Consider the following 20,435-nt stretch of genomic DNA (forward strand, 5'->3'; position numbering starts at 1 on the left):
GCCGGCGGAAAAACCGTCGTGTTCGTTGTTCCGACCGTCACGGCTTTACTCGTGCCCGGACTCTCAGGGACAATGCGAGCCACCGCACGGGCACCCGCAGCGGGGACGGTCCTCAACGCGCTCGCCACCGGGCACGGCAGCGCGTTCGCCATCGACGAGTACGTCCACGCGACGGTCGACCTCGACGACGCGGGCGAGGTAACCGGCGAGGTGGCCGATTTTCCCGACGCCGACACGACGCTCATCGAGGCGTGCGTCGAGATGGTCGCGCGCGAGCACGACCGCGACGTGGGCGGAACGGTCCGCACGCAGACGGCGATTCCGATGGCCGGCGGGCTGAAGTCCTCCTCGGCGGCGGCGAACGCGACGGTTCTTGCGACGCTCGACGCGCTCGGCGTGGAGATGAACAGAGAAGACGCCTGTCGACTGGGCGTGCAGGCGGCCCGGGAGGCCGGTGTCACCATCACGGGCGCGTTCGACGACGCCAGCGCGTCGATGCTCGGGGGCGTCACCGTGACGGACAACACGAGCGACGAACTGTTGGCACGCGAGGAGCCGGAGTGGCACGTCGTTGTGTTCACCCCCGATGAGCGGGCCTACTCCGCTGACGCCGACGTGGCGCGGTGTGAGCGCATCGCCGGCACCGCGCAGGTAGTCGAGGAGCTGGCGCTCGATTCTCGCTACGGCGAGGCGATGACGGTCAACGGCTTCGCCTACTGTGGCGCGCTGAACTTCGACACCGAGCCGATGCTCGATGCGCTGCCGGACGTGCGGGGCGTCTCGCTGTCGGGGACTGGACCGAGCTACGTCGCGGTCGGGACGCGCGAACAGATGGAGCAGACCCAGACGGCTTGGGCGGAATACGAGGGAACAACATGGCTGACGACAACACAACGGGCGGGAGCACAGCTGACATGAACGTCGAAGAGATGGAGTTAGACGAACTGCGCGAGGAAATCCGGAGTATCGACCACGAAATCGTCCAGCTCATCGCCCAACGCACCTACGTCGCGGAGTCGATTGCCGCGGTCAAGCGGGAACACGACATCCCGACGACAGACGAGACACAGGAGCAGGCGGTGATGGACCGTGCCGGCGAGAACGCAGAGCAGTTCGACGTGGATTCGAATCTCGTGAAGGCGGTGTTCCGGCTACTCATCGAGTTGAACAAGGTCGAGCAGCGAGAGAGCCGATAGCTCGAAATTCGATAATACAAGCCGTATTGAGTCTGTTTTGACCTCGAAATATTCTTCTGGTAGCTGCTCTTTCGATTCAGGCTGGGTGAAAAACACCATGTCCGGTTTCGGTGGCTCCGAAGGGTGTGGTAGTGAGGTGGGGGCAAGCGTCTTGCCCCTGCACTCACAATGTACACATATGAGTTCCGAGTCCAAGAAGAAACGCGTCCAGTTCCGTGCACCGAGGGGGCTGGTAGACCGGGCCGACGCGCTCGCAGCGGTGTTCGAGACGGATCGGACGGACATCCTCATCTCCGCGCTTCGGGACTACCTGCGGGACGCCGCGCACTCCGACGATGTGAAACAGGAGATCGCGGAGGCCTTCTACGACGACGAGATCACGTTCGAGGAACTGAAAGACCTCGTCGGGCACGAGGAGGCCGCCAACTTTCGACTGCTGAAAGAGCAACTGACCGATGAATTCGTGGACGAGGTCGCGGAAGAGCTGGCCGACTCGTAGATGGTTCTGATAGTCGCCGACACGTCGGCTCTCGTAAGCCTCGGGACGGTGGCGGGCACCTCACCGAATCCACTCGACCTTCTTCTCGATTCGCACACCGTGGTTGTCCCAGAGCAGGTCGTCGACGAACTCACCGAAACGGCGTCCTACGACGACGTATCCGGTGAGGCAGCACAGGCGGTTCTCGATCGTCGCTCTGCGTTCGAGACCCGTTCCATCGAACTGGACGAGACGTTCCCGCTGGATGACGGCGAGAACGCAGCGGTCACGCTAGCGAACGATATCGACGCCGTGCAACTGCTCTGTGACGAGTTCAATCGACTTGCGCTCGTCCACGCCTCGCTGGCCGAGACCCGCCTCGTCACGACGCCCATCCTCCTCACCGCCCTGGTTCGCAACGACGCGATCTTGCCGGACGCTGCCGACGAGTTCCTGGCTGAGATGAGTGACGCTCGCAGTTGGTCGTCGAACTCCTACGTCGAGCGGGCGCAGTCCACGCTTCGACAGCAAACCGATAACGAGCAACCCGAGCCGAAGTGATCGACTCGTCAGACACTCGCTAGCCGATCGGAACGACTCTCCGTAGAGCAAGGGCACCTCATTTAAATATGTCACCGATACAGGCCCTTTGTATCTTGAATTCTGTCGTATCGGACGTGTTATTAGACAATATGCAAGGGAATCGTATGGATTTTATCGAGTTGAACAAAGTGGGGCAGCGGGAGAGCCGGTGAGCGTGAAAATAGCTGTTTGAGGGCTCCTAGACGCGTATTAGCGAGTTGGTGAGTCGATTCGTGACGCTGCCTTGCGGATTTTGGACTCAATTAGCAGTCGGAAGATTCAATCACGTCTTTGACCCCTGAACTGGTGACGCACCCAGTGGGTCGCTCCCTACCGAACAAGCAATCACACCTCCCATACTGTCCGAAGGGATTTACATCAGTCAGTCCTATCCGGATTCATGTGAAGCTATGCGACTCCGCCGGACTGGGCAGACTCCGGTGACGAGGGTGACGGCGTGACGGCTAAACTCGGAGACGTACTCTTGGGACGGCTGGCGGACGTCGATATCGACTCCGTCGAAGCGGTTCGAGACGTGCGCGAGCGCTGATGAAAGTTCTGGTTGATACGAACGTCTTCGTCGCCAGTTTAACTGACGAACCCGCCAGAGGAGACGTTGCGACGGAGTTTCTGAATCAGGATCACGACTTCTGTACGTCCATCCTGAATCTCATGGAAATTCGGTCGGTGATGACGAAAAAGAAGCGAGTCGAACAGGGCAGAGTCGAGGACGTACTCTCCGACATCTACACCCGGGTCGATATTTACGCACCGGAAATCAGCGACCAGATTTCCGCGTACAGTCTGCAACAGGACACGCTGCTGTACACGCTCGATTGCGTCCTCCTCGCGCTGGCCGACGACCTCAACGCAACGCTCGCTACGTTCGACGGCGAGCTAAGATATGGTTGGTTCGGCAGTACTACAGGAACTGTATGTTATAGCTGAGCTCTCAGAAGCGACTCCAAGCTCTTCAATTCCACCAACCAACTCACTACGTTTCATCTGCGGTGTATAGATTTCCCATGTCTCTTCTCCTGAGGAGGTGTTCAAAAAAACAGAGATTGCGTTCGGAAATGCCTCTCGCACTGTGGATTCTGCGGGTTCATTAGGTATCTGTATCCAGTTCTGAACATCACAAACAGGGCCACCATTCCAAGACACATTCATAATCCCGCGAGTCTCGAGATCAGCTTCTTGGGCTGATTCTTCGATAGTATTCACATCTTCGGTTGAAATAAAAGCCGTATTCTGTGGACTTGCGGAAGCGACCAAAATCCGAGGAATGTCGGTTTTAAACGCATTTCGGATCTCTGTAGGAGAGCTTCCACCGGAAAAGTGAGTGATTGTTCCAAGCCAAGGATTTGCGGCGGCGACCGGATTCTCCGGTGTGCCTTCGCCACTACCTCCCGAATTGTTTGGTGATTCGCCGTTACTACCTGAGCTACTACACCCTGCTAATCCACTGACTACAGCTATCCCAGCATTAGCCAGTAGTCGTCGCCGCTTGAACATAGGGTGGAGTTGAGACGTAAATGTAAAAAATTCTGTTGTAGTATTTTCTACAGTATACATACCCTTCGTCTTGTACAGCGATCCGGTGGTCTGGAACAAATAGGAGCCTCTACGGTCAATACGCAGCTCTCATCGGCCGGCTGTTTCAGCGTAATTCAAGCTGGAGCCTCCGGCCTCAAGCAGCGACCGAAGCGTCAAGAACGCCATCGTTCGCTCAGATGACCCCGCACGAGTCGATATTGAGGTCGAAACAACAACTGATGATATCCCGCAGCCCCGAATCGCAGACAATGATCCCGGAATCCCAGAGCAAGAGCGTGACATATTGACCGAATCGAGCGAAACACAACTCGAGCACGGACTTGGTGTCGGACTCTGGTTCGTCAATTGGGCAGTAAGCCATCTACCTATATGACTTGTCCCACGGATTCTTACCGAGGGAACAAGTGGTAGACTGCAAACCCTAATATCCCAACTGCAGTCGGGATTCCTCCGCCTTCAGGCGGAGGAGAATATCAATCAGGTGCTACTCCAATTCTGATAGGTCTACTTCTTCCCAGTCGCCATCTCTGGTCGATTGCTGAATTTCGGGTTCAAAATCTTTTATTTCTTCCACAGTCATGGTAGTCGAAGTACCAGCATCATTCGGATCAAAGGTCTTGAACAACATACGGCCAGCTATCTGTTCTTCCAATTCAGACATGAGTACTTCAGACTTCGCTGCTACCTTAGCCACCACTTCTCCATCCACAGCGATACCAACAATCGGCTCATATTCAGAGGCTTCTTCTGGCTCTGACACACTGATAGATGAACGGAATATAATATTAGTCTTTTTCGCTATTTTACTGATTCATCGCCCTGCGACACAAAATGCCCGACTGCGTCGGTATGTCATCCGTTCTCGCACACAATATTTCCGAATCGCGACCGTTGTGTGCCGTATGCGACTGTTATGAGTCAGAAGAGCGACGAGGGACCCATCGCGCGGTTCCTCACGAAAATCGACCCCGTGCCATTCGTCGGTGGGTTGGTGGTGACACTCGCGTTCGTGGCACTCGCCGGTCTCCGGACGAGTCTCGTGCAGACGGGTATCAATCGGGCGTTTACCGTCGTCGGGCAGAATCTCGCGTGGCTGTATCTCGGGAGCGTCCTGCTGTTGGTCGCTATCGGCGCGTACCTGATGGTCAGTCCGTACGGGAACATCAAACTCGGGGACGGCGACCCAGAGTACGGACAGTTCTCGTATCTCGCGATGTTCTTCTCCGCCGGACTCTCCGCCGGCGTCGTTTTCTTCGGCCCGTCGGAGTCGATTACGCACTTCCAGACGGTGCCGCCGCTGTTCGCCGAGACGGCACCACAGACCGACGCGGCAATGATTCCGGCCCTCGCGTACAGCCTCTTCCACTACGGGCTGTCGGCGTGGGGCGCGTATCTCGCCGTCGGGATTCCCGTCGCGTACTACGTCTACAATCGGGGCGCACCGTTCCGCGTGTCGACGGCGCTGATTCCCATACTCGGACGTGAGAATCTGGACGGCGTCGTCGGGCGGACGGTCGACACGCTGGCGGTCATCGCTACGCTTGGGGGTATCGCGACCGGGCTCGGCTTCATCGCCACGCAGCTGCTCACCGGGGTGACGTACCTCACCGGCGTCGAGTTCGGCAGCGTCGAGACGCTCCTTGCCGTCGTCGGCATCACGACGGTGTTCACGATTTCGCTGCTGGCCGGCGTCGACCGCGGGATTCGCCGGCTATCGGATTTCAATCTCGCGTTGATGACGGGACTGTTGTCGGTGACGTTCCTCCTCGGTCCGACGCTCGAGATTCTCAACCTCGGGACGGCGGCGGTCGGGACCTACCTCTCGGAGTTCTTCGCGATGAGCCTCTTCACCGGGAACGGTGTCGAGGGCGGCGCGTCGTGGAGTTCCTACTGGACGGTGTTCTACTGGGCATGGTATCTCGCGTGGGCACCGTTCGTCGGGCTGTTTCTCGCGCGCATCTCCCGCGGCCGGACGATTCGACAGGTGTTGTTCACGGGCTTCGTGAGCATGTCCGCCGTCTCCATCGTCTGGTTCACCGTCATCGGCGGCACGTCGATGCTGCTCCAGCAGGCCGGCGCGGCCGACATCATCGGCGCGATTTCCGAGTACGGCAACGGAGTCGCCGGCTACGCGCTCTTCGGTGCGCTTCCTCTTGGTGCAGTTTGGAGCGTCGGCTTCTTCGTGCTCGTGGTGACGTTCTTCGCCACCTCGGCCGACTCGTCGACGCTGGCCGTGGCGATGTTGACCACCGGCGGCGAGGCGTCGCCGAGCCGCGTCAACCGACTCTTTTGGGGTCTCCTGCAGGGAATCATCGCCTCGATTCTCGTCGTCCTGGGCGGCGCGGACGCGCTCCGCTCGTCGGTCATCATCACGGGCGCACCGTTCGCGTTCGTCTGTGTGGCCGCCTTCGGCAGCTTCCTCTGGCGGCTCTCCTCGCGGTACGGCGCGGCGGTGTTCACCCAGGAAAAATCGGGGCCACAGCCGACCGAGCGGCCGGCCGACGACGACTGACGGTTAGTCGCCGCGCAGCGAGGCGAGCGTCTCGGCGACGTTCTCGACGGCGTGTTCCTTCTTCGCCGGATACGCCTCCACCTTCGCGCGAAGGGTAATCCCGTCGCCCTGTACGACGTCACCGCGGAACGCGGCCTGCTTGTCCAGCGTCAGGAAGAAGGTGCAGTCCTCGTCGACGCGGTGGTCGAGTTCCTCGATGACGGTGTCGATGTCGTCCAGTTCCGTGAGTTTCGACAGGACGTGGCGCATCTCGTCGGCCCGCTCCAGTCGGATGGAGACGACGAGAATGCGGTCGCCGTTGAACCCTTCCGTCTCGGCGTAGTCCAGTTCCAACGCCTCACCGTCGTCGCCGTCGGGGACGAACGTTCCGAGCGCGTCCGCGACGCGTTTCCTGTCTTCCGTGACGTAACAGAACGCCCGGAGGTCGACGTAGTGGAACGGGACCGACGCCACGTTACTCCTCGTCGTCCTCGTCGTACGTCTCCTCGGCGGCGGTCAGGGAGTCGGCCGCGATGCCGGCCTCCTGGCCGTCCTCGAAGGAGATGACGTACTGTTCGTCGCCGAACATCGTCTCGGAGACGCTCTGGACGATGCCGACCTCGCCGTCGTGTTCGCTGTGCTCGTCGTGCAGCACGACCTCGTCGTCCTCTTCGAAGCTCATACCTGCGATTCCAGCGAACGAGCAAAAAGCGCGTCGTTTCGTCGGATTACCACTCAACGCCCTCCTGCGTCTGCGCGTCCTGTCGCCGGAGCGCGGCCCGCGCGTTCGAGGCGTCGTAGCCGAACAACACGCCCTCGCTGTACGCCTCTGCCACCTCGACGGCGTGCAGGAGGTTGTCGATATCCACGTCGACCGCGTACAGCTCGACCGACATCGGCGTGTCGAGCCGGTCGCGAAAGCCCGAGGCGATGGTCTCGAGCCAGTAGGTGGTCCCGTAGTGAGTGTCGTACAGCGGGACCACGAACTCGTCGACGAGCGGTTCGAGCGCGTCCAAATCCAGCCCCGCCCGCTCGTAGAGGTGGTCGCCGTACGGGTCCGGATACAGCGTGAAGTACGTCCGACCGGGAATCCGGTCGGTCGCCGCCGCCACGAACTCGGTGATGACTTCCGCGCGCCACTCGTAGCGGTCCTCGACGGTCGTCTCCTCGGGCGGTGGTCCTTCCCCCGCCTCGTGGCGTGTCTCCACCCACTCCTCGAATCGGGCGTTACACCGGTCGCAGTAGCAGTACTCCTGTCGCGGGAACCCCACGTCGTCGAGTCGCACGTCGCCGTTCACCTCGGCACAATCCTCGATGATTTCGAGCAGACCCTCGCGGTACCCCCCGTGGGTGGGACAGACGTACGCCCAGTCGAAGAACTGGCGGTCGCGGGTCGCCTCCTGGCCCTCTGGGTTGACGGGCACGAGCTCGTCGTTCTCGCTCCCGGCCGCGTTGTCGCCGAAACAGGAAATCATGCTGACCGCGTCTTCGAGCGGCTCATTCGACCGCCCGGACACGTCTTTCACCTCGAAGAAGTTCCGCTCGAACTCCGGATACTCGATGTCTTCCGGATTCCGCGTGACGACCCCGTACATGCTCCGCGGTAGCCGACGCTCGGGGGTAAGTCGTTCGAAAGAAGGGGTTGTTGTTACCGACGCGCGACGAGCGCGACGATAGCGACCAGTGCGACGACGGCGACGAGTAGTTTCTTCGACATCAATCGAAATGTCGTAGTCTGAGATGAAATCTTTTCTGGTCTATGTGCTCTCGATGAGCGACGCCACGTCGTCGCGCACGATGGTGTCGCAGTAGCGACACCGAACGCCGTCATCGAGTACGTCGAACACCGAATCGACCGGCTCGTCACCGGTCGTGATACAGTTCACGTTCGGACACGAGAGGACGCCGACGACCTCCGTGGGCCGTGAGACGCGTGACTTCTCGGACACCTCGTAGCCGCGGATGATGTTGATACTCGCCTGCGGGGCGATGAGCGAGAGCACATCCACCTCGTCGGCGCTCAACTCCCGGTCTTCGACCTTGACGATGTCCTTCCGGCCGAGCCGGTCGGATGGGACGTTCATACCGATGGAGACCTCCTCGCCGCCGGAGCCGTCGATACCGAGGACGGCGAGCACGTGGAGCGCGGTCCCGCCGGGGATGTGGTCGATGACGGTGCCGTCTTGAATCTTGGAGACGCGGAGTTCGGTGTCTGTCATAGCATGGAATCGAGTAGCGCCATCCGGACTGGGACGCCGCTGTGGGCCTGTTCGAAGTAGCGGGCGTGGTCGGTGTCGTCGATATCCGGCGCGATTTCGTCGACGCGCGGCAGCGGGTGCATCACCGTCAGGTCGTCGCGCGCGTCGGCGAGCGTCTCGGCGTCGATGCGGTACTCGCCGGCGACGGCACGGTACTCGCTCTCGTCGGGGAAGCGCTCCCGCTGGATGCGTGTCACGTACAACACGTCTAACTCCTCGAGTACGGCGTCGAGGTCGGTGTGTTCTTTCACGACAGCGCCCGACTCGTGGAGGTCGAATCGGACGTTCCGGGGAAGCCGGAGGGACTCGGGGCTGATAAAGTGCATCCGCGCGTCGAAGTTCGTCAACGCGCCGGCCAGTGAATGAACCGTACGGCCGTACTTCAGGTCGCCCATCACGCCGACCGTCAGGTCATCGAGGCCAGCGTTTTCTCGGATGGTGTAGAGGTCGAGCAAGGTCTGGGAGGGGTGTTGGCCGGCACCGTCGCCGGCGTTGACGACGGGGACGTCGACGAACTCGGCGGCGAGTCGGGCGGCTCCCTCGCTCGGGTGCCGGAGGACGATGCCGTCGGCGTACCCCTCGACGACGCGCATCGTGTCGGCGAGCGATTCGCCTTTCTTGACCGACGACGACTCGACGGTCCCCATGTCGACGGTGTCGCCGCCGAGCCGTTTGATGGCGGTTTCGAAGCTCATTTTCGTTCGGGTACTCGGCTCGAAGAAACAGAGCGCCAACAGCGCATCGGGGTGCGCGTCGGCGAAGGCGGTCGGGTCGGCGTCGAACTCGGCGGCCCGGTCGAGCACCGATTCGATGTCCGCCCGCGAGAGCTGTTTCGCGCCGATGAGGTGGTCGTGGCGCACTATGTGTCTCCGCGACTGCGAGCACTACCAAGCTTTCGACCCGCGGCCCCTTCCGACCGCCCGGTGGCTGGGCGCGGTCGATGTTCTTCAGTGATGAGGGCCCACGCCCGGTGTGCTCGCAGTCGCTGGCGGAAAGGGCGGTGTCGGACGGACGACGACCACCCTGGGGCTTGCCGCTGCCGCCGCTCGGGTCGGCTACGCACCGGTCGTGGTCGACGCGAACCGCGACTGTCCGGACCTCGCGCGCCGGGCCACTGTCGACCCTGCTGGCGTCGAGACACTCGCCGCCGGTGGTCCACTCTCGGAGGCCGGCGAAACTACTGACGGCGTCGCTATCATCGGTGCGAGCTACGAGACTCCGGCGACCGACTACGAAGCCGCACTCCAACGGCTGGTCGAAAGCTCGCGCCCGGTGTTCATCGACTGTCCCGCGGGAGCCGGTCCCGACGCGACGCGACCCCTCTGGTTCGCCAGCCGAACCGTCCTCGCGACGACGGCAACCGAGCGGGCCGTTCGTGCAGCCGAAAAGACGAATGCGATAGCGCGTCGGCTCGACGCCCCACCGATTGCGACGGTCGTGACGCGAGCCGAGAAGCCGGGACCGGCGGTGAATCTCCGGCCCGCGCTGACGGCGACAGTTCCGACCGTCGACCGGCCGGCGTGGCGACGGGCCGGCCGGGCCTACGACCGGGTGTGGCGACAGCTCGTTTAGCGTCGCCGACGTACGTCGTTGCTCGTTCGCACGTCGATGCTCGTCTTGTTCGTGGTGCGAATCCAGTCGAGATACGACTGCATCCGGTCGGCCTCACGCAGCTTCTGTGCTGTGTGGTACTCCTCGATGAGTTCCTCGTTCGTGAACAGCGCGTGGAGCTGGTCGTGACACGGGGAACAAATCAGCGCGACCGGCGACTCCCTGCGGTGTTCGGGGACGAGGTGGTGTCGCTCCATCGGCAGCGCGTCGCCGTAGCGACCACACAGCGCACACGGCTCCGGCTCGTTGGACATGCCTGTACGGAGGCGGCGAGGAAAGTAAAATCGCGCGTCGAAGCGTTACTCTTCGATCTCTGCGGCGAGTTCGTCGGCGTCGATGTCGGCGTCTTCGAGCGCCTCCTCGATGTCAGCACCTTCTGCGCCGCCACCCATACCGCCCATGCCACCCATCATGCCACCCATGCCCATGCCGGAGCCGTCGATGACCTCCTCGATGATGATGCGGTCGATGCCGGTCTGGTCGATGACCTGCTGGCCGATCTGCTGTTTCTGGAACATCCACTGCTGGTTCATGGCCAGTTGCGGCGTGGACTCGATGTACAGCGTCGTCTTCTCGACCGTCTCGGTGACGGTTTCCGGCTCGCCGTCCTCGTCGTCCGGCTCTTCGACGGTCGTCTCCTCGACTTCCTCCTCTTCGAGCCGCATCTCGAGGTCCACGTCTAGGAACATGCTGAACAGGCCCTCTGCCTGTTCGAGCGTGTCCTCAACCTCTTCGAGAAGCTCGTACTCGTACTCGACGGACTCACCGGCCAGCGGGTGATTGAAGTCGACGCGTGCGCGGCCGCCGACGATCGTTTCGAGATACCCCTGATCGCCGTCGATTTGGACCTGCGCGCCCGGGCGCATGGAGTCTTCCGGAATCTTGTCCGCGGAGACGGTGCGGACCTCGCTCTCGTCGTACTCGCCGAAGGCGTTCTCGGCGCTGACGGTGACAGAGCCGGAGTCGCCTGCCTCCTTCCCCACGATGTCCTCCTCGACGGTCGGGAAGAGGTGCTGTTCGCCGAGCGCGATGACGCGCGGCTCGAACTCGCCTTGGTCGGCGACGCCCTCCTCCTCTGCGACTTCCTCGTCGGTCGTGTCGACGAGCTGGCCGCCCTCGGTGGTGCGAGCGGTGTAAGCGATGCGGACGAAGTCGCCGTCCTGCAGTCCGGTCGTCTCCGTCTCTTCGGTCTCGTCGGCTTCCTCACTCATACCACACGAAACTCACGTCGCACCCTTAACAATCACGTTTCGCCCGCCGGCGCGTTTTTGCGTCTCGCCCGCTCAAACCGCCTTATGTACGAGGTCGAACTCAAACTCCGTGCCGACCACGACCCCCTCCGCGAGCGACTCGACGCCCGCGCGACCCGCGACCGGTCCGTCACCCAAACCGACACCTACTACGACGCACCTCACCGCGACTTCGCCGAGACCGACGAGGCCGTCCGGGTCCGCGTCGAACGCGAAGCCGAGGAGTCAGTCGCCAAGCTCACCTACAAGGGACCGCTCCTCGATTCGGAGTCGAAGACGCGCGAGGAGCACGAGACCCTCGTCGCGGACGAGGATGCGACGCGAGGAATCCTCGACGGACTCGGCTTCGAGCCGGCCGCTACCGTCGAGAAGCACCGGGTCTTCTACACCCTCGACGGCTACACCGTCACCCTCGATTCCGTCACCGACCTCGGCGAGTTCGTCGAAATCGAGACGGAAGTCGAGACCGAAGCCGAGATTCCGGCCGCCCGCGACCGCGCTCGTGCCCTCCTCTCCGAGCTCGGAGCGGACCCGGACGAAGGTATCCAAACCTCGTATCTCGGGCTGTTGCTCTCGAAATCAGATACGTCACAGTAATTTTCCGTGCCTGCGGTGTTTCCGTAAGTTATAGAACCGCCCGCGAGGTATCGGAGGCAATGACAGACCGCAATATTCGCGTCGAGCCGGTCGCCGGCCGCGCGGTGGAAGACCAGGAGACGGAAATCGTCGAACGCAAGGGGCTCGGCCACCCGGACTCCATCTCCGACGGCATCGCAGAACACGTCTCACAGGCACTCGCTCGCGCGTATCTCGACCGCGTCGGCAAGGTGCTCCACTACAACACCGACGAGACGCAACTGGTCGCCGGCACCTCAGCGCCCGCCTACGGGGGCGGTGAAGTCCTCGAGCCAATCTACCTGCTCATCACCGGCCGCGCCACCAAGGAGTACGCCGAGTACGAGAACGGCCAGGTCGTCCGCCACCACACCATCCCGACCGAGACCATCGCGCTCCGTGCCGCCCGCGACTACTTCGCCGAGAACTTCCCGGAGATCGACTTCGGCACCGAGGTCATCGTCGACGTGAAACTCGGCGAAGGCTCGGGCGACCTCCAGGAGGTCTTCGGCGAGGAGGGCAAACAGATACCGAAGGCAAACGACACCTCATTCGGTGTTGGGCACGCCCCGCTGACGGAAACCGAACAGATTGTGCTCAACGCCGAGCGCGAACTCAACGGGAGCTTCGGCGAGCGCCACCCCGCCATCGGACAGGACGTGAAGGTGATGGGCAAACGCGAGGACGACGAAATCGACGTGACGCTGGCCGTCGCGATGATCGACAGCTTCGTCGACTCGCTGGAGGCGTACAAGGAGCACGTCGCCGCCGTCCGCGAGTTCGTCACCGACCTCGCCGGCGAGTACACCGACCGCGACGTGACCGTCCACGTCAACACCGCCGACGACTACGACCACAACTCCGTCTTCCTCACCACCACCGGCACCTCCGCCGAGCAGGGCGACGACGGCTCCGTCGGCCGCGGCAACCGCGCAAACGGTCTCATCACCCCGAACCGGTCGATGTCGATGGAGGCCACCTCCGGAAAGAACCCCGTCAACCACATCGGGAAGATCTACAATCTGCTCGCCACCCAGATTGCCGAGGCCGTCGTCGCTGAGGTCGACGGGCTGCGCGAGATTCGGATTCGGCTCCTCTCGCAGATCGGCAAGCCGATCGACGACCCGCACGTCGCCGACGCTTCGCTCGTCACGGAAGACGGCGTCGAGATTGCCGACGTGGAGGAGGAAGTCGAGGCGGTCGTCGACCGCGAACTCGCCGACGTGTCGAGTATCACTCAACGCGTCATCGACGGCGAACTCTCTACCTTCTGAACCCACCTTTTTGCTGTTCGGGCTTCCTCGCGCGCCTCCGGCGCGCTGCGGGGAGCCACTCACAGCAAAAATCTGGGTCAAAAAGCCGCAGCCGTGGCTCGCTTCGCTCGCCACGGGGAAACGCCTCACTTCGTTCGGCGTACACCTGGACAAGTGAACGAAACCGCTTTGCCGTCGCCTCCGTTGCTCGAAGTATGACCCGCGTGTGTCTCGTCGGCGACCCGGAGGTGAATCTCCGCTACGAACTCGTCTCCCGCGAGACCGCACGCAACGCGCTCGCGACCTACTCGCTCGCAGAACCGTACCAGAACACCGTCGCCGTCGAAACCGTCAGTCTCGGCGCGGCGGTCTCGCTGCTCAACGACCTGAACTGGTATCTCGTCCGGTTTGCCGACGCCGCGCTCGTGCTCGAACCCTCAGTCAGCGACGAGGAGTGGCTCTCGCGTGACCTCGCGCGACAGGTCCGCGACGACGAGATTCCCCCCGACGAGACCGACCGATATCTGAAGGTGTACGGTATCGAGGACGGCGAACTCGTCGAACCGATGTTCGTCGCCCGCACCGGCCACGAACTCCCCGACTACGACCTCCAAGACGTGGACGAGACTCTCCGCGTCCGGGTGACCGAATCCGAGTTCGGTGCGTAACACCTGAGTTGTAGACGGGAAAACACGACCAGATATGGTCTCCCTCCAGTCGTATCTCGACCGCGCGAGAGCCGGCCTCGATGGGGTCTGGTGGCTCGCTGTCGTCCCGTTCGCCGTCGCCCTCCTCTCGACGGAGAAATTCACCCAACTCGGCAACGCCGACTTCCACGTCGGCGTCTCCGTCTCGTTCCCGTTTCCCGTCACGGGCGGGTGGGCATTCCTGAGTCTCCCCGACACTACCACCGGGGTCGGAACGGACGGCGTCCAGACGGCCGTCACGCAGTTCGGAGCCGTCGCCCTCGGGTTCGCGCTCGTCTCGCTGCCGGCGACCGCCCTGTTCGTCAATTTCGGCCTTTCGGGTTCCGTCGGTGGGTTGGCCGTGCTCGCGCCGGTCGGTCTCGTCTTCGACACCGCCACGATGGCGTTTGTCCACGACGCGTTCGACCTGTCGTCTGCGGAACAACGCGAATCCTTTTCGGCCTCCGACGACTCCACGACCTATGAGTAGCTACGAGAGACAGTCGAGCAACAGCTTCCTCCTCGCGGCGCGCGAGTGGCAGGCAATCGGCGGCGCGACCGGGCTGATGATTCTGAACGTCATCCTGATGTACGCCGTCGCGTTCACCCCGCTTGCCGGCATCAATCGCATCGTCTTCGCGGTGCCGATCGTCGGTTCACTCGTCTACGGTGCCGTCATCACCGTCGGCGAACTGCTCGCCGAACGCGGCTTCAAGAACAACACGACCCCCCTCACACTGGTGGGGGTCGTCCTGCTAGAGGTCGGGTTCGGGCTGTTCGGCGGCGGAATACTCTCATTTCTCGCTCCCGACGTGCGACTCCTCGCGCTCGGTGTCGCGGGCGTCGTCACGGCTGTCATGACTGCCGGCATCGGCACCTACGTCTACGCCCGCTCGGACACTGACTTCGACCACTACGGCAAAATCGCGACGGGCGCGTTCCTCGTCGGCTTGGTCGCTATCCTCGCCGGGTCGTTCATCTCCATCGTGTTGCTGGTCGGCTTCGTTGCCATCTTCCTTGGGTTTCTCTTTCGGTTCGGCTACGAGATGTGGGAGATTCGAGAGAATCGCGGGCTGAACACGGCGATGCAGGCTATCGGTCTCTACGTCGCCGTCGCCGGTGTCTTCGTCCACATCCTCCAGCTCGTCGTCCGCGCGCTTGCTCGCCGCTAATCGAACATCCCGGTCGACATGTACCGTTCGCCGGAGTCCCAGTACACCGTGACGACGAGCGGCGCGTCGGCGGGCAGTTCACGCTCGGGAGCCTCCGGATTCCCGTCGAGGAGATTCGTCCGTGTGTCCGGTCCCGGCACGTCGGCGTCGGTCGCGAGCCGCTCGGCAACGCGCTTGGCGGCGAGGTTCGACGCCGCTGACGACTGGCCGACGAGCAGTCCCTCCTCGCGGGCGAGTCGGCGCGCCTCCTCCTCGGCGGCGTCAAGCGAGACCGTCTCCACGCCGTCCAGCAAGTCACGGTCCAGATTCGGCGAGACGAACCCCGGTCCCATCCCCTGGAAGGAGTCGCCGACTGGCTCGCGTCCGGAGAGAACTGCGCTGTCCTCGGGTTCGACCGCGACGATATCCATCTCCGGGTGCTCCTCGCGGAGTCGCCGCCCGATACCCGAGATTGTCCCACCCGTGCCGACCCCGGCAACGAGCGCGTCGATGTCTCTCCCCTCGACCTGCTCGAGAATCTCCTTGCCCGTCGTCTCGTAGTGCGCGCGCGGATTCGCCTCGTTCTCGAACTGCCGGAGCTGGACGGCGTCTTCCGTCTCCTCCAGTTCGTCGGCGTGGTCCTTCGCGTCGGAAATATCCCCCTCTACAAGGTCGAGGCGTGCGCCGTACGCCCGCATAATCTGCTGGCGCTCCGGCGATTTCGACCCCGGCATCACGATGATGGCGTTGTAGCCGCGCGCTGCGGCGACCATCGCGATACCGATGCCCGTGTTCCCCGAGGTGGGTTCGACGATGGTGTCGCCCGGTTCGATTTCGCCGGCTCGCTCAGCGGCCTCAATCATCGCGAGTGCGGGCCGGTCCTTCGCGCTCCCGCCCGGATTGCGCGACTCTACCTTCGCGGCGACGATGCTGCCAGGGGGTGACTCCACCTGCACGAGCGGGGAGCCGACCGTGCCGAGTACGCTCCGATTCATTGGCCGACGTTCGCCAGCGACGGATAAGGGGGCTACGGTCTCCCGGGTCGCCGCCCGTTATATAGTACCGTCAGCCGTACAATCGGTGTGGAGTACGACGAGATTCGCTACGAGACGGACGACGGTATCACAACCATCACCATCGACCGGCCGGAGGTGTACAACGCCTTCACCCGGACGACCGTGCTCGAACTCAACGACGCGGTTCGGCAGGCGGGGAACGACGAGGACACCTACGCCGTCGTCCTGACGGGGGCGGGCGACGGCTTCTGTGCCGGCGCGGACACGACCGAGATGCCCGACTGGGACGACCAGTCGCCCGAGGAGTACGGCGCGTATCTCTGGCTCATCCAGCAGTTGGTCGCGAAGCTCCGGGGCCTGTCGACGCCCTCTATCGCGGCCGTGAACGGGCCGGCCGTCGGGGCGGGCTGTGACTTCGCGCTCGCGTGTGACCTCCGGGTCGTCGGCGACGAGTCGCTCCTCCGCGAGGGGTTCGTCAACATCGGTCTCATTCCGGGGGACGGCGGGGCGTGGCTGTTACCCCGGCTCGTCGGCGAAGCGAAAGCCCGCGAGTATCTCCTCACCGGCCGCGATATCACCCCCGAGGCGGCCGTCGATATCGGCCTCGCCGTCGAATCCAGCCCCGACCCGCTCGACGCGGCGACCGGCCTCGCGCGCGAAATCGCCAACAAGCCGGCGACGGCCGTCCGTCGGACGAACGACCTCGTGGATCCGACCCGTTCCTTCGAGGAGTACTGTCAGCTCGCGAGCGAGTACCAGTGGGAGTGTGTCACCGACCCGGAACACGCCGAGGCGGTCACGGCGTTCAACGAGGGCCGCGAGCCTGACTTCGACCGCTAACGCTCAGAGACCTTCGGCACGCCGTCTCCTTTCAACGCCCTCGCGATGGTGTTCAGCTGCATCTCGTCGGTGCCGGCCGCGATGCGGCGACCCCGCGCCAGCCGGTAGAGATACTCCAGCGGGTGGCCCTGCTGGTAGGCGCGCGCGCCGACGATTTGGACCGCCTCGCTGATGACTTCCTCGGCGACCTGTGAGGCGTGGAGCTTCGCGACCGAGGTCTTGAGCCGCGAGGGTGCACTCTCGTGGCCATCTGCGCTCGCGGCCGTGTTGTAGACGACGCCGGCGGCCGTCTCCAACTCACGATACATCTCGGCGAGCTTCCACTCGATGCCCTGAAACTCGTCGAGCGACTGGCCGAACTGCTCGCGCTCGTCCGCGTACGCGAGCGCCCGCTCCAGTGCGGCCGCGGCCCACCCGATAGCGAGCGTCGAACTGCCGAGTCGCTCCCAGTTCAGCGACACCAACTGCTGTTTGAAGCCGTCCTCCCCTCGGGTGAGGACGTGGTCTGTCGGTATCTCCACGTCGTCGATGCTGAACTGCGTCTGGCTGTACCCAGCCATGTTCCGGTACTCCTCGACAACCTCGATGCCGGGGTCGTCAAGCGGGAGCACGACCGAGCCGAGACCCTCCGGGAACCCGACCCACGTGACGGCCACGTCCGAGAAGGGGACGCCGCCGACCCACATCTTCTCGCCGTTACAGACGAGCCGGCCGTCTTCCTCCTCGACGGTCGTCGTCATGTTCCCCACGTCGGAGCCGGCGTCGGGTTCGGAGATGGCGATGGAGATGTGGTCCTCGCCGGCGGTCACGCCCGGCAGGTACGCCTCCTTCACCGACTCGCTCCCGAACAGGTCGATGGCGCGGGGACCGACCATCGACTGGGTGTACACAAACCAGCCGGTGTCCGGGCAGGCGCGGCTCACTGCCTCGGTCAACACCACCGACGCGAGGTCGGACATCCCCTCGCCGCCGTACGCCTCGTCGATGGAGGGACAGTACAGCCCCTCGTCGGCGAGCAACCGGAGGTTCTCCCAGGGAATCTCCCCCTGCCACGTGTACGCGTCGGCTTCGAACGCCGTCGCGACCTCCTCGACGCGCTCGGCGTACGCCCGCAGTTCCGGCGATAATGCCTGCATGTCCCCAGATTGGAGTGCCAGACGGTTAATTCGTGGCGTCGGCTCTGTCCACGACGGCGGGTGTCTCCCCCGACACGACAACTGATAAATCGCCCCGGACCCTCCCTCCGGTATGCAACTCGAGACTATGCGGCCGAACCCGACGTGGGACGCGGCCTCGTATGAAAGCGCCGTCGAGACATTCGCGCAGTTGGACGACCCGACCATCCACGTCTGGGGCGGCGACTGGTGTAAGGACTGCCGGTCGCAGCTCCCGGACTTCGGTGCCGCGCTCGAGGCCGCCGGCATCCCCGACGAGCAGATTCACCATCACCCCGTCGAGAAGAACGACGACGGCTCGAAGTCGGGCGAGCTGGTGGAGGAGTACGGTATCGAGCTGATTCCGACGGTCGTCGTCGAACTCGACGGCGAGGAGCGCGCCCGCTTCGTCGAAGAGGAGAACGCCCCTATCGTCGTCTACCTCGCAGAACAGTTCGCCTAAGCCGACGCGAACAGCGGCGCGGGGTGGTCGTCGTCTTCGGTTATCACGCCCGACAGCACGACCTCGTCACCGATAGCGACGCGCTCGCTGTCCCCGTCGATGCGTACCATCACCTTCGCGTCGCCGAGTTCGACGACCGTGACCTGGTAGCCGCGCTCCTCGAACCCTTCGGGCGGCACCTGAATTGTCGTCTCCGAGTGGACGACTCCCTCGGTCGGAAGCGACACGCGGGTCAGTTCGCGGTTCCCGCAGTGGGGACACGCGCCCGTCGGCACGCCGTTCGTGTGGCCGCACTCCTCGCAGGCGAGTCCGAGCAGTTCGCCGTCGCGGACCGCCGCCGCCCACTCGTCGTACGTCAGGCTCATGCACGACCCTCCAGGACGCTGACGACGGTCGTGGCAGCGTCCCCGCCGAGGTTGTGCGCGACGCCGACGTTCGCGTCGGGGATCTGACGCTCCCCGACCGTACCGCGAATCTGCTCGGTCAACTCGACGATTTGGGCCGTCCCGGTCGCACCGATGGGGTGGCCCTTCGCCTTCAGCCCGCCGGACGGATTGATCGGTCGGTCGCCGTCCAGCGCGGTGCGGCCCTCGGTCGCGTAGGTCCCGCCCTCGCCGTCGGGGGCGAAGCCGATAGCCTCGCTGGCGAGAATCTCAGCGCCGGTGAAGCAGTCGTGTACCTCCGCGAAGTCGGCGTCGTCGGCCGCGATGTCGGCCTGCGCGTACGCCTCACTCGCGGCGTCGCGGGCGGCCTGTGTCGCGGACAGGTCAGCCTTGTCGGCAATCGGGACCACGTCTGTCGCGTGGCCGACGCCGGTCACGTCAACGGGCGCGTCGAAGGAGTCGGCGAGGTCGTCACTCACGACGACCACAGCGCTCGCGCCGTCGGAGAAGGGACAACAGTCCATCAGCCGGAACGGGTCGGCGACGACCGGTCCCTCGAGCACCTCGTCGACGGTCGTCTCCTTCCCGAAGTGCGCGCGCGGATTCAGCCGCCCGTTCGCGTGGTTCTTCACGGCGACCGCGGCGAGGTCCTCTTCGGTCGTCCCGTGCTCGTGCATGTGGCGTTTCGTCAGGAGGGCGAAGACGCTCGGGAACGTCAGTCCGGTCGGCTGCTCGTACTGGCGGTGGGAGGCGGACGCGAAGATGCGCGTCATCGCCGGGGTGTCCTTGCCCGTCTCAGGGGTACACCGCTCGACGCCGCCGACGAGGACGATATCGTGGACGCCGGCATCGACCGCCTGCACGGCGTTTTTGAACGCGTTGGCCGAGGTGGCACAGGCGTCCTCGAACCGCTGGACTTCGAGACCGGCCGCACCGATGTGGCTGGCGACGCGCGGGCCGAGATGCGTCTCGTTTTCGGCCTGCCCGCTCATCGCGTTCCCGAAGTAGAGCGCGTCGAGGTCGTCGGTCGTCACGCCCGCGTCGTCGAGCGCGCCGAAGGCTGCCTCGCCGAACAGTTCTTGTAGTGGTGTGTCGTGGACGCCGAACTTGGTCATGCCGGCCCCGACGACTGCTGCGCGAGTCATACCGCTGTTCGTGTGTGAGCGCTAATCAAGGGACCGCTTGTCGGCGGCTACTTCCGGAACTCCCGGTTTGGGGGGTCGCGCCGTTGTCTCCCGCCGGAGCCGGGAATCGCGAGCCAGATGAGCGGCGCGCCGACGACCACACCGGCGAGGGTGGCGACGACGACCGCAACCGGCGACGCTTCCGCCTGTACCGCGATGAGTCCCGCAGAGAGCGCGACAATCGCCGTCAGTCCCGCCTTCACGCGGAACGCGAAGGAGTCGCGCTCTTCGGAGCTGATGGGACCGACCATCAGTTCTGCCCCCGAA

The 20,435-nt window shown here is 63.7% G+C and carries 27 protein-coding genes and 1 pseudogene; 15 read left to right on the forward strand and 13 right to left on the reverse strand.

The features are described 5' to 3' along the window. The first annotated feature begins 72 nt into the window (after positions 1–72). From DMP03_RS09670 to DMP03_RS14935, 6 genes and pseudogenes are all read left to right on the forward strand, one after another. On the forward strand, positions 73–918 hold the full coding sequence (locus DMP03_RS09670) for a shikimate kinase (RefSeq protein ID WP_152120487.1): 846 nt from the start codon (positions 73–75) through the stop codon (positions 916–918). Continuing rightward, positions 876–1,196, forward strand: a complete 321-nt coding sequence (locus tag DMP03_RS09675; protein ID WP_152120488.1) for a chorismate mutase — start codon at positions 876–878, stop codon at positions 1,194–1,196. The genes DMP03_RS09670 and DMP03_RS09675 overlap by 43 nt, the downstream gene beginning before the upstream one ends. Before the next feature lie 178 nt (positions 1,197–1,374). Then, entirely contained in the window at positions 1,375–1,695 is a 321-nt protein-coding gene (locus DMP03_RS09680) for a hypothetical protein (RefSeq protein WP_172967123.1), read from the forward strand. After that, complete coding sequence (locus tag DMP03_RS09685; RefSeq protein ID WP_152120489.1) at positions 1,696–2,235, forward strand: hypothetical protein; 540 nt, start codon at positions 1,696–1,698, stop codon at positions 2,233–2,235. Positions 2,236–2,805: 570 nt separating this feature from the next. Continuing rightward, positions 2,806–3,204 (forward strand): type II toxin-antitoxin system VapC family toxin, encoded by a 399-nt coding sequence (locus DMP03_RS09690; protein ID WP_152120490.1) that lies wholly within the window; start codon positions 2,806–2,808, stop codon positions 3,202–3,204. Positions 3,205–3,964: 760 nt separating this feature from the next. Further along, positions 3,965–4,177, forward strand: a pseudogene (locus DMP03_RS14935) (histidine kinase); the annotation flags it as partial. A gap of 120 nt (positions 4,178–4,297) precedes the next feature. Here DMP03_RS14935 and DMP03_RS09700 read toward each other — a convergent pair. Beyond that, the gene (locus tag DMP03_RS09700; RefSeq protein WP_152120491.1) at positions 4,298–4,573 is read right to left on the reverse strand and encodes a hypothetical protein; all 276 of its coding nucleotides are present in this window, start codon (positions 4,571–4,573) and stop codon (positions 4,298–4,300) included. A gap of 153 nt (positions 4,574–4,726) precedes the next feature. On the opposite strand from DMP03_RS09700, the gene DMP03_RS09705 reads away from it, so the two are divergent. Further along, positions 4,727–6,325, forward strand: a complete 1,599-nt coding sequence (locus tag DMP03_RS09705) for a BCCT family transporter (protein WP_152120492.1) — start codon at positions 4,727–4,729, stop codon at positions 6,323–6,325. A gap of 3 nt (positions 6,326–6,328) precedes the next feature. Here the strand turns inward: DMP03_RS09705 and DMP03_RS09710 are convergent, their stop codons facing one another. The 5 genes from DMP03_RS09710 to pyrB all read right to left on the reverse strand — a co-directional run bounded on the left by DMP03_RS09710 (position 6,329) and on the right by pyrB (position 9,422). Further along, on the reverse strand, positions 6,329–6,778 hold the full coding sequence (locus DMP03_RS09710) for an RNA-binding protein (protein WP_152120493.1): 450 nt from the start codon (positions 6,776–6,778) through the stop codon (positions 6,329–6,331). A 1-nt stretch (position 6,779) separates the two neighbouring features. Then, a complete protein-coding gene (locus DMP03_RS09715) occupies positions 6,780–6,986 on the reverse strand; it encodes a DUF1918 domain-containing protein (protein ID WP_152120494.1) in 207 nt (68 codons plus the stop codon). Positions 6,987–7,032: 46 nt separating this feature from the next. Then, the gene (locus DMP03_RS09720) at positions 7,033–7,899 is read right to left on the reverse strand and encodes a hypothetical protein (RefSeq protein WP_152120495.1); all 867 of its coding nucleotides are present in this window, start codon (positions 7,897–7,899) and stop codon (positions 7,033–7,035) included. A 162-nt stretch (positions 7,900–8,061) separates the two neighbouring features. After that, positions 8,062–8,523: an aspartate carbamoyltransferase regulatory subunit gene (gene pyrI / locus DMP03_RS09725; protein WP_152120496.1), complete on the reverse strand. Its 462-nt coding sequence runs from the start codon at positions 8,521–8,523 to the stop codon at positions 8,062–8,064. Beyond that, positions 8,520–9,422 carry an aspartate carbamoyltransferase gene (gene pyrB, locus DMP03_RS09730; RefSeq protein ID WP_152120497.1) on the reverse strand — a complete coding sequence of 301 codons (903 nt, stop codon included), beginning with the start codon at positions 9,420–9,422 and terminating at the stop codon, positions 8,520–8,522. Before pyrB ends, pyrI begins: the two co-directional genes overlap by 4 nt. Before the next feature lie 112 nt (positions 9,423–9,534). On the opposite strand from pyrB, the gene DMP03_RS09735 reads away from it, so the two are divergent. Next, positions 9,535–10,134: a MinD/ParA family ATP-binding protein gene (locus DMP03_RS09735; RefSeq protein ID WP_152120498.1), complete on the forward strand. Its 600-nt coding sequence runs from the start codon at positions 9,535–9,537 to the stop codon at positions 10,132–10,134. On the opposite strand, the gene DMP03_RS09740 is transcribed toward DMP03_RS09735, so the two are convergent. Beyond that, a complete protein-coding gene (locus DMP03_RS09740; RefSeq protein ID WP_225870782.1) occupies positions 10,131–10,427 on the reverse strand; it encodes an HNH endonuclease in 297 nt (98 codons plus the stop codon). The genes DMP03_RS09735 and DMP03_RS09740 overlap by 4 nt on opposite strands. Positions 10,428–10,472: 45 nt before the next feature. Next, the gene (locus DMP03_RS09745; protein ID WP_152120499.1) at positions 10,473–11,384 is read right to left on the reverse strand and encodes an FKBP-type peptidyl-prolyl cis-trans isomerase; all 912 of its coding nucleotides are present in this window, start codon (positions 11,382–11,384) and stop codon (positions 10,473–10,475) included. Positions 11,385–11,468: 84 nt separating this feature from the next. Between DMP03_RS09745 and cyaB the strand changes: the two genes are divergently transcribed. The 5 genes from cyaB to DMP03_RS09770 all read left to right on the forward strand — a co-directional run bounded on the left by cyaB (position 11,469) and on the right by DMP03_RS09770 (position 15,149). After that, on the forward strand, positions 11,469–12,020 hold the full coding sequence (gene cyaB, locus DMP03_RS09750; RefSeq protein WP_152120500.1) for a class IV adenylate cyclase: 552 nt from the start codon (positions 11,469–11,471) through the stop codon (positions 12,018–12,020). Positions 12,021–12,079: 59 nt separating this feature from the next. Then, complete coding sequence (locus tag DMP03_RS09755) at positions 12,080–13,312, forward strand: methionine adenosyltransferase (RefSeq protein ID WP_152120501.1); 1,233 nt, start codon at positions 12,080–12,082, stop codon at positions 13,310–13,312. Between the two features lie 194 nt (positions 13,313–13,506). Further along, positions 13,507–13,959, forward strand: coding sequence for a DUF5804 family protein (locus DMP03_RS09760; protein WP_152120502.1), 453 nt, complete (start codon positions 13,507–13,509; stop codon positions 13,957–13,959). A 34-nt stretch (positions 13,960–13,993) separates the two neighbouring features. After that, the gene (locus DMP03_RS09765) at positions 13,994–14,467 is read left to right on the forward strand and encodes a hypothetical protein (protein WP_152120503.1); all 474 of its coding nucleotides are present in this window, start codon (positions 13,994–13,996) and stop codon (positions 14,465–14,467) included. After that, positions 14,460–15,149, forward strand: a complete 690-nt coding sequence (locus DMP03_RS09770; RefSeq protein ID WP_152120504.1) for a hypothetical protein — start codon at positions 14,460–14,462, stop codon at positions 15,147–15,149. The genes DMP03_RS09765 and DMP03_RS09770 overlap by 8 nt, the downstream gene beginning before the upstream one ends. On the opposite strand, the gene DMP03_RS09775 is transcribed toward DMP03_RS09770, so the two are convergent. Beyond that, the gene (locus tag DMP03_RS09775; RefSeq protein ID WP_152120505.1) at positions 15,146–16,123 is read right to left on the reverse strand and encodes a PLP-dependent cysteine synthase family protein; all 978 of its coding nucleotides are present in this window, start codon (positions 16,121–16,123) and stop codon (positions 15,146–15,148) included. The genes DMP03_RS09770 and DMP03_RS09775 overlap by 4 nt on opposite strands. An 87-nt stretch (positions 16,124–16,210) precedes the next feature. On the opposite strand from DMP03_RS09775, the gene DMP03_RS09780 reads away from it, so the two are divergent. After that, a complete protein-coding gene (locus DMP03_RS09780) occupies positions 16,211–16,984 on the forward strand; it encodes an enoyl-CoA hydratase/isomerase family protein (protein ID WP_152120506.1) in 774 nt (257 codons plus the stop codon). On the opposite strand, the gene DMP03_RS09785 is transcribed toward DMP03_RS09780, so the two are convergent. Then, the gene (locus tag DMP03_RS09785) at positions 16,981–18,120 is read right to left on the reverse strand and encodes an acyl-CoA dehydrogenase family protein (RefSeq protein WP_152120507.1); all 1,140 of its coding nucleotides are present in this window, start codon (positions 18,118–18,120) and stop codon (positions 16,981–16,983) included. The genes DMP03_RS09780 and DMP03_RS09785 overlap by 4 nt on opposite strands. 112 nt (positions 18,121–18,232) lie before the next feature. Between DMP03_RS09785 and DMP03_RS09790 the strand changes: the two genes are divergently transcribed. After that, positions 18,233–18,601, forward strand: coding sequence for a TlpA family protein disulfide reductase (locus tag DMP03_RS09790; protein WP_152120508.1), 369 nt, complete (start codon positions 18,233–18,235; stop codon positions 18,599–18,601). Here the strand turns inward: DMP03_RS09790 and DMP03_RS09795 are convergent. From DMP03_RS09795 to DMP03_RS09805, 3 genes are read right to left on the reverse strand one after another with little or no spacing between them, the layout of a single operon-like run. Then, a complete protein-coding gene (locus DMP03_RS09795; RefSeq protein ID WP_152120509.1) occupies positions 18,598–18,966 on the reverse strand; it encodes a Zn-ribbon domain-containing OB-fold protein in 369 nt (122 codons plus the stop codon). The genes DMP03_RS09790 and DMP03_RS09795 overlap by 4 nt on opposite strands. Then, on the reverse strand, positions 18,963–20,129 hold the full coding sequence (locus DMP03_RS09800; RefSeq protein ID WP_152120510.1) for a thiolase C-terminal domain-containing protein: 1,167 nt from the start codon (positions 20,127–20,129) through the stop codon (positions 18,963–18,965). Before DMP03_RS09800 ends, DMP03_RS09795 begins: the two co-directional genes overlap by 4 nt. 47 nt (positions 20,130–20,176) lie before the next feature. Further along, positions 20,177–20,419 carry a hypothetical protein gene (locus DMP03_RS09805; protein ID WP_152120511.1) on the reverse strand — a complete coding sequence of 81 codons (243 nt, stop codon included), beginning with the start codon at positions 20,417–20,419 and terminating at the stop codon, positions 20,177–20,179. Positions 20,420–20,435 lie beyond the last annotated feature (16 nt).

The organism is Halosegnis rubeus (assembly GCF_009184545.1).
Lineage (GTDB): Archaea > Halobacteriota > Halobacteria > Halobacteriales > Haloarculaceae > Halosegnis > Halosegnis rubeus.

What these genes read in the sequence shown, in the direction of transcription:
- DMP03_RS09670 (WP_152120487.1), top strand. Translation starts at nt 73, where the DNA reads ATGCGAGCCACCGCACGGGCACCCGCAGCGGGGACGGTCCTCAACGCG.
- DMP03_RS09675 (WP_152120488.1), top strand. Translation starts at nt 876, where the DNA reads ATGGCTGACGACAACACAACGGGCGGGAGCACAGCTGACATGAACGTC.
- DMP03_RS09680 (WP_172967123.1), top strand. Translation starts at nt 1,375, where the DNA reads ATGAGTTCCGAGTCCAAGAAGAAACGCGTCCAGTTCCGTGCACCGAGG.
- DMP03_RS09685 (WP_152120489.1), top strand. Translation starts at nt 1,696, where the DNA reads ATGGTTCTGATAGTCGCCGACACGTCGGCTCTCGTAAGCCTCGGGACG.
- DMP03_RS09690 (WP_152120490.1), top strand. Translation starts at nt 2,806, where the DNA reads ATGAAAGTTCTGGTTGATACGAACGTCTTCGTCGCCAGTTTAACTGAC.
- DMP03_RS09705 (WP_152120492.1), top strand. Translation starts at nt 4,727, where the DNA reads ATGAGTCAGAAGAGCGACGAGGGACCCATCGCGCGGTTCCTCACGAAA.
- DMP03_RS09715 (WP_152120494.1), bottom strand. Translation starts at nt 6,986, where the DNA reads ATGAGCTTCGAAGAGGACGACGAGGTCGTGCTGCACGACGAGCACAGC.
- DMP03_RS09720 (WP_152120495.1), bottom strand. Translation starts at nt 7,899, where the DNA reads ATGTACGGGGTCGTCACGCGGAATCCGGAAGACATCGAGTATCCGGAG.
- pyrI (WP_152120496.1), bottom strand. Translation starts at nt 8,523, where the DNA reads ATGACAGACACCGAACTCCGCGTCTCCAAGATTCAAGACGGCACCGTC.
- DMP03_RS09740 (WP_225870782.1), bottom strand. Translation starts at nt 10,427, where the DNA reads ATGTCCAACGAGCCGGAGCCGTGTGCGCTGTGTGGTCGCTACGGCGAC.
- DMP03_RS09745 (WP_152120499.1), bottom strand. Translation starts at nt 11,384, where the DNA reads ATGAGTGAGGAAGCCGACGAGACCGAAGAGACGGAGACGACCGGACTG.
- cyaB (WP_152120500.1), top strand. Translation starts at nt 11,469, where the DNA reads ATGTACGAGGTCGAACTCAAACTCCGTGCCGACCACGACCCCCTCCGC.
- DMP03_RS09755 (WP_152120501.1), top strand. Translation starts at nt 12,080, where the DNA reads ATGACAGACCGCAATATTCGCGTCGAGCCGGTCGCCGGCCGCGCGGTG.
- DMP03_RS09760 (WP_152120502.1), top strand. Translation starts at nt 13,507, where the DNA reads ATGACCCGCGTGTGTCTCGTCGGCGACCCGGAGGTGAATCTCCGCTAC.
- DMP03_RS09765 (WP_152120503.1), top strand. Translation starts at nt 13,994, where the DNA reads ATGGTCTCCCTCCAGTCGTATCTCGACCGCGCGAGAGCCGGCCTCGAT.
- DMP03_RS09770 (WP_152120504.1), top strand. Translation starts at nt 14,460, where the DNA reads ATGAGTAGCTACGAGAGACAGTCGAGCAACAGCTTCCTCCTCGCGGCG.
- DMP03_RS09775 (WP_152120505.1), bottom strand. Translation starts at nt 16,123, where the DNA reads ATGAATCGGAGCGTACTCGGCACGGTCGGCTCCCCGCTCGTGCAGGTG.
- DMP03_RS09785 (WP_152120507.1), bottom strand. Translation starts at nt 18,120, where the DNA reads ATGCAGGCATTATCGCCGGAACTGCGGGCGTACGCCGAGCGCGTCGAG.
- DMP03_RS09790 (WP_152120508.1), top strand. Translation starts at nt 18,233, where the DNA reads ATGCAACTCGAGACTATGCGGCCGAACCCGACGTGGGACGCGGCCTCG.
- DMP03_RS09795 (WP_152120509.1), bottom strand. Translation starts at nt 18,966, where the DNA reads ATGAGCCTGACGTACGACGAGTGGGCGGCGGCGGTCCGCGACGGCGAA.
- DMP03_RS09800 (WP_152120510.1), bottom strand. Translation starts at nt 20,129, where the DNA reads ATGACTCGCGCAGCAGTCGTCGGGGCCGGCATGACCAAGTTCGGCGTC.
- DMP03_RS09805 (WP_152120511.1), bottom strand. Translation starts at nt 20,419, where the DNA reads ATGGTCGGTCCCATCAGCTCCGAAGAGCGCGACTCCTTCGCGTTCCGC.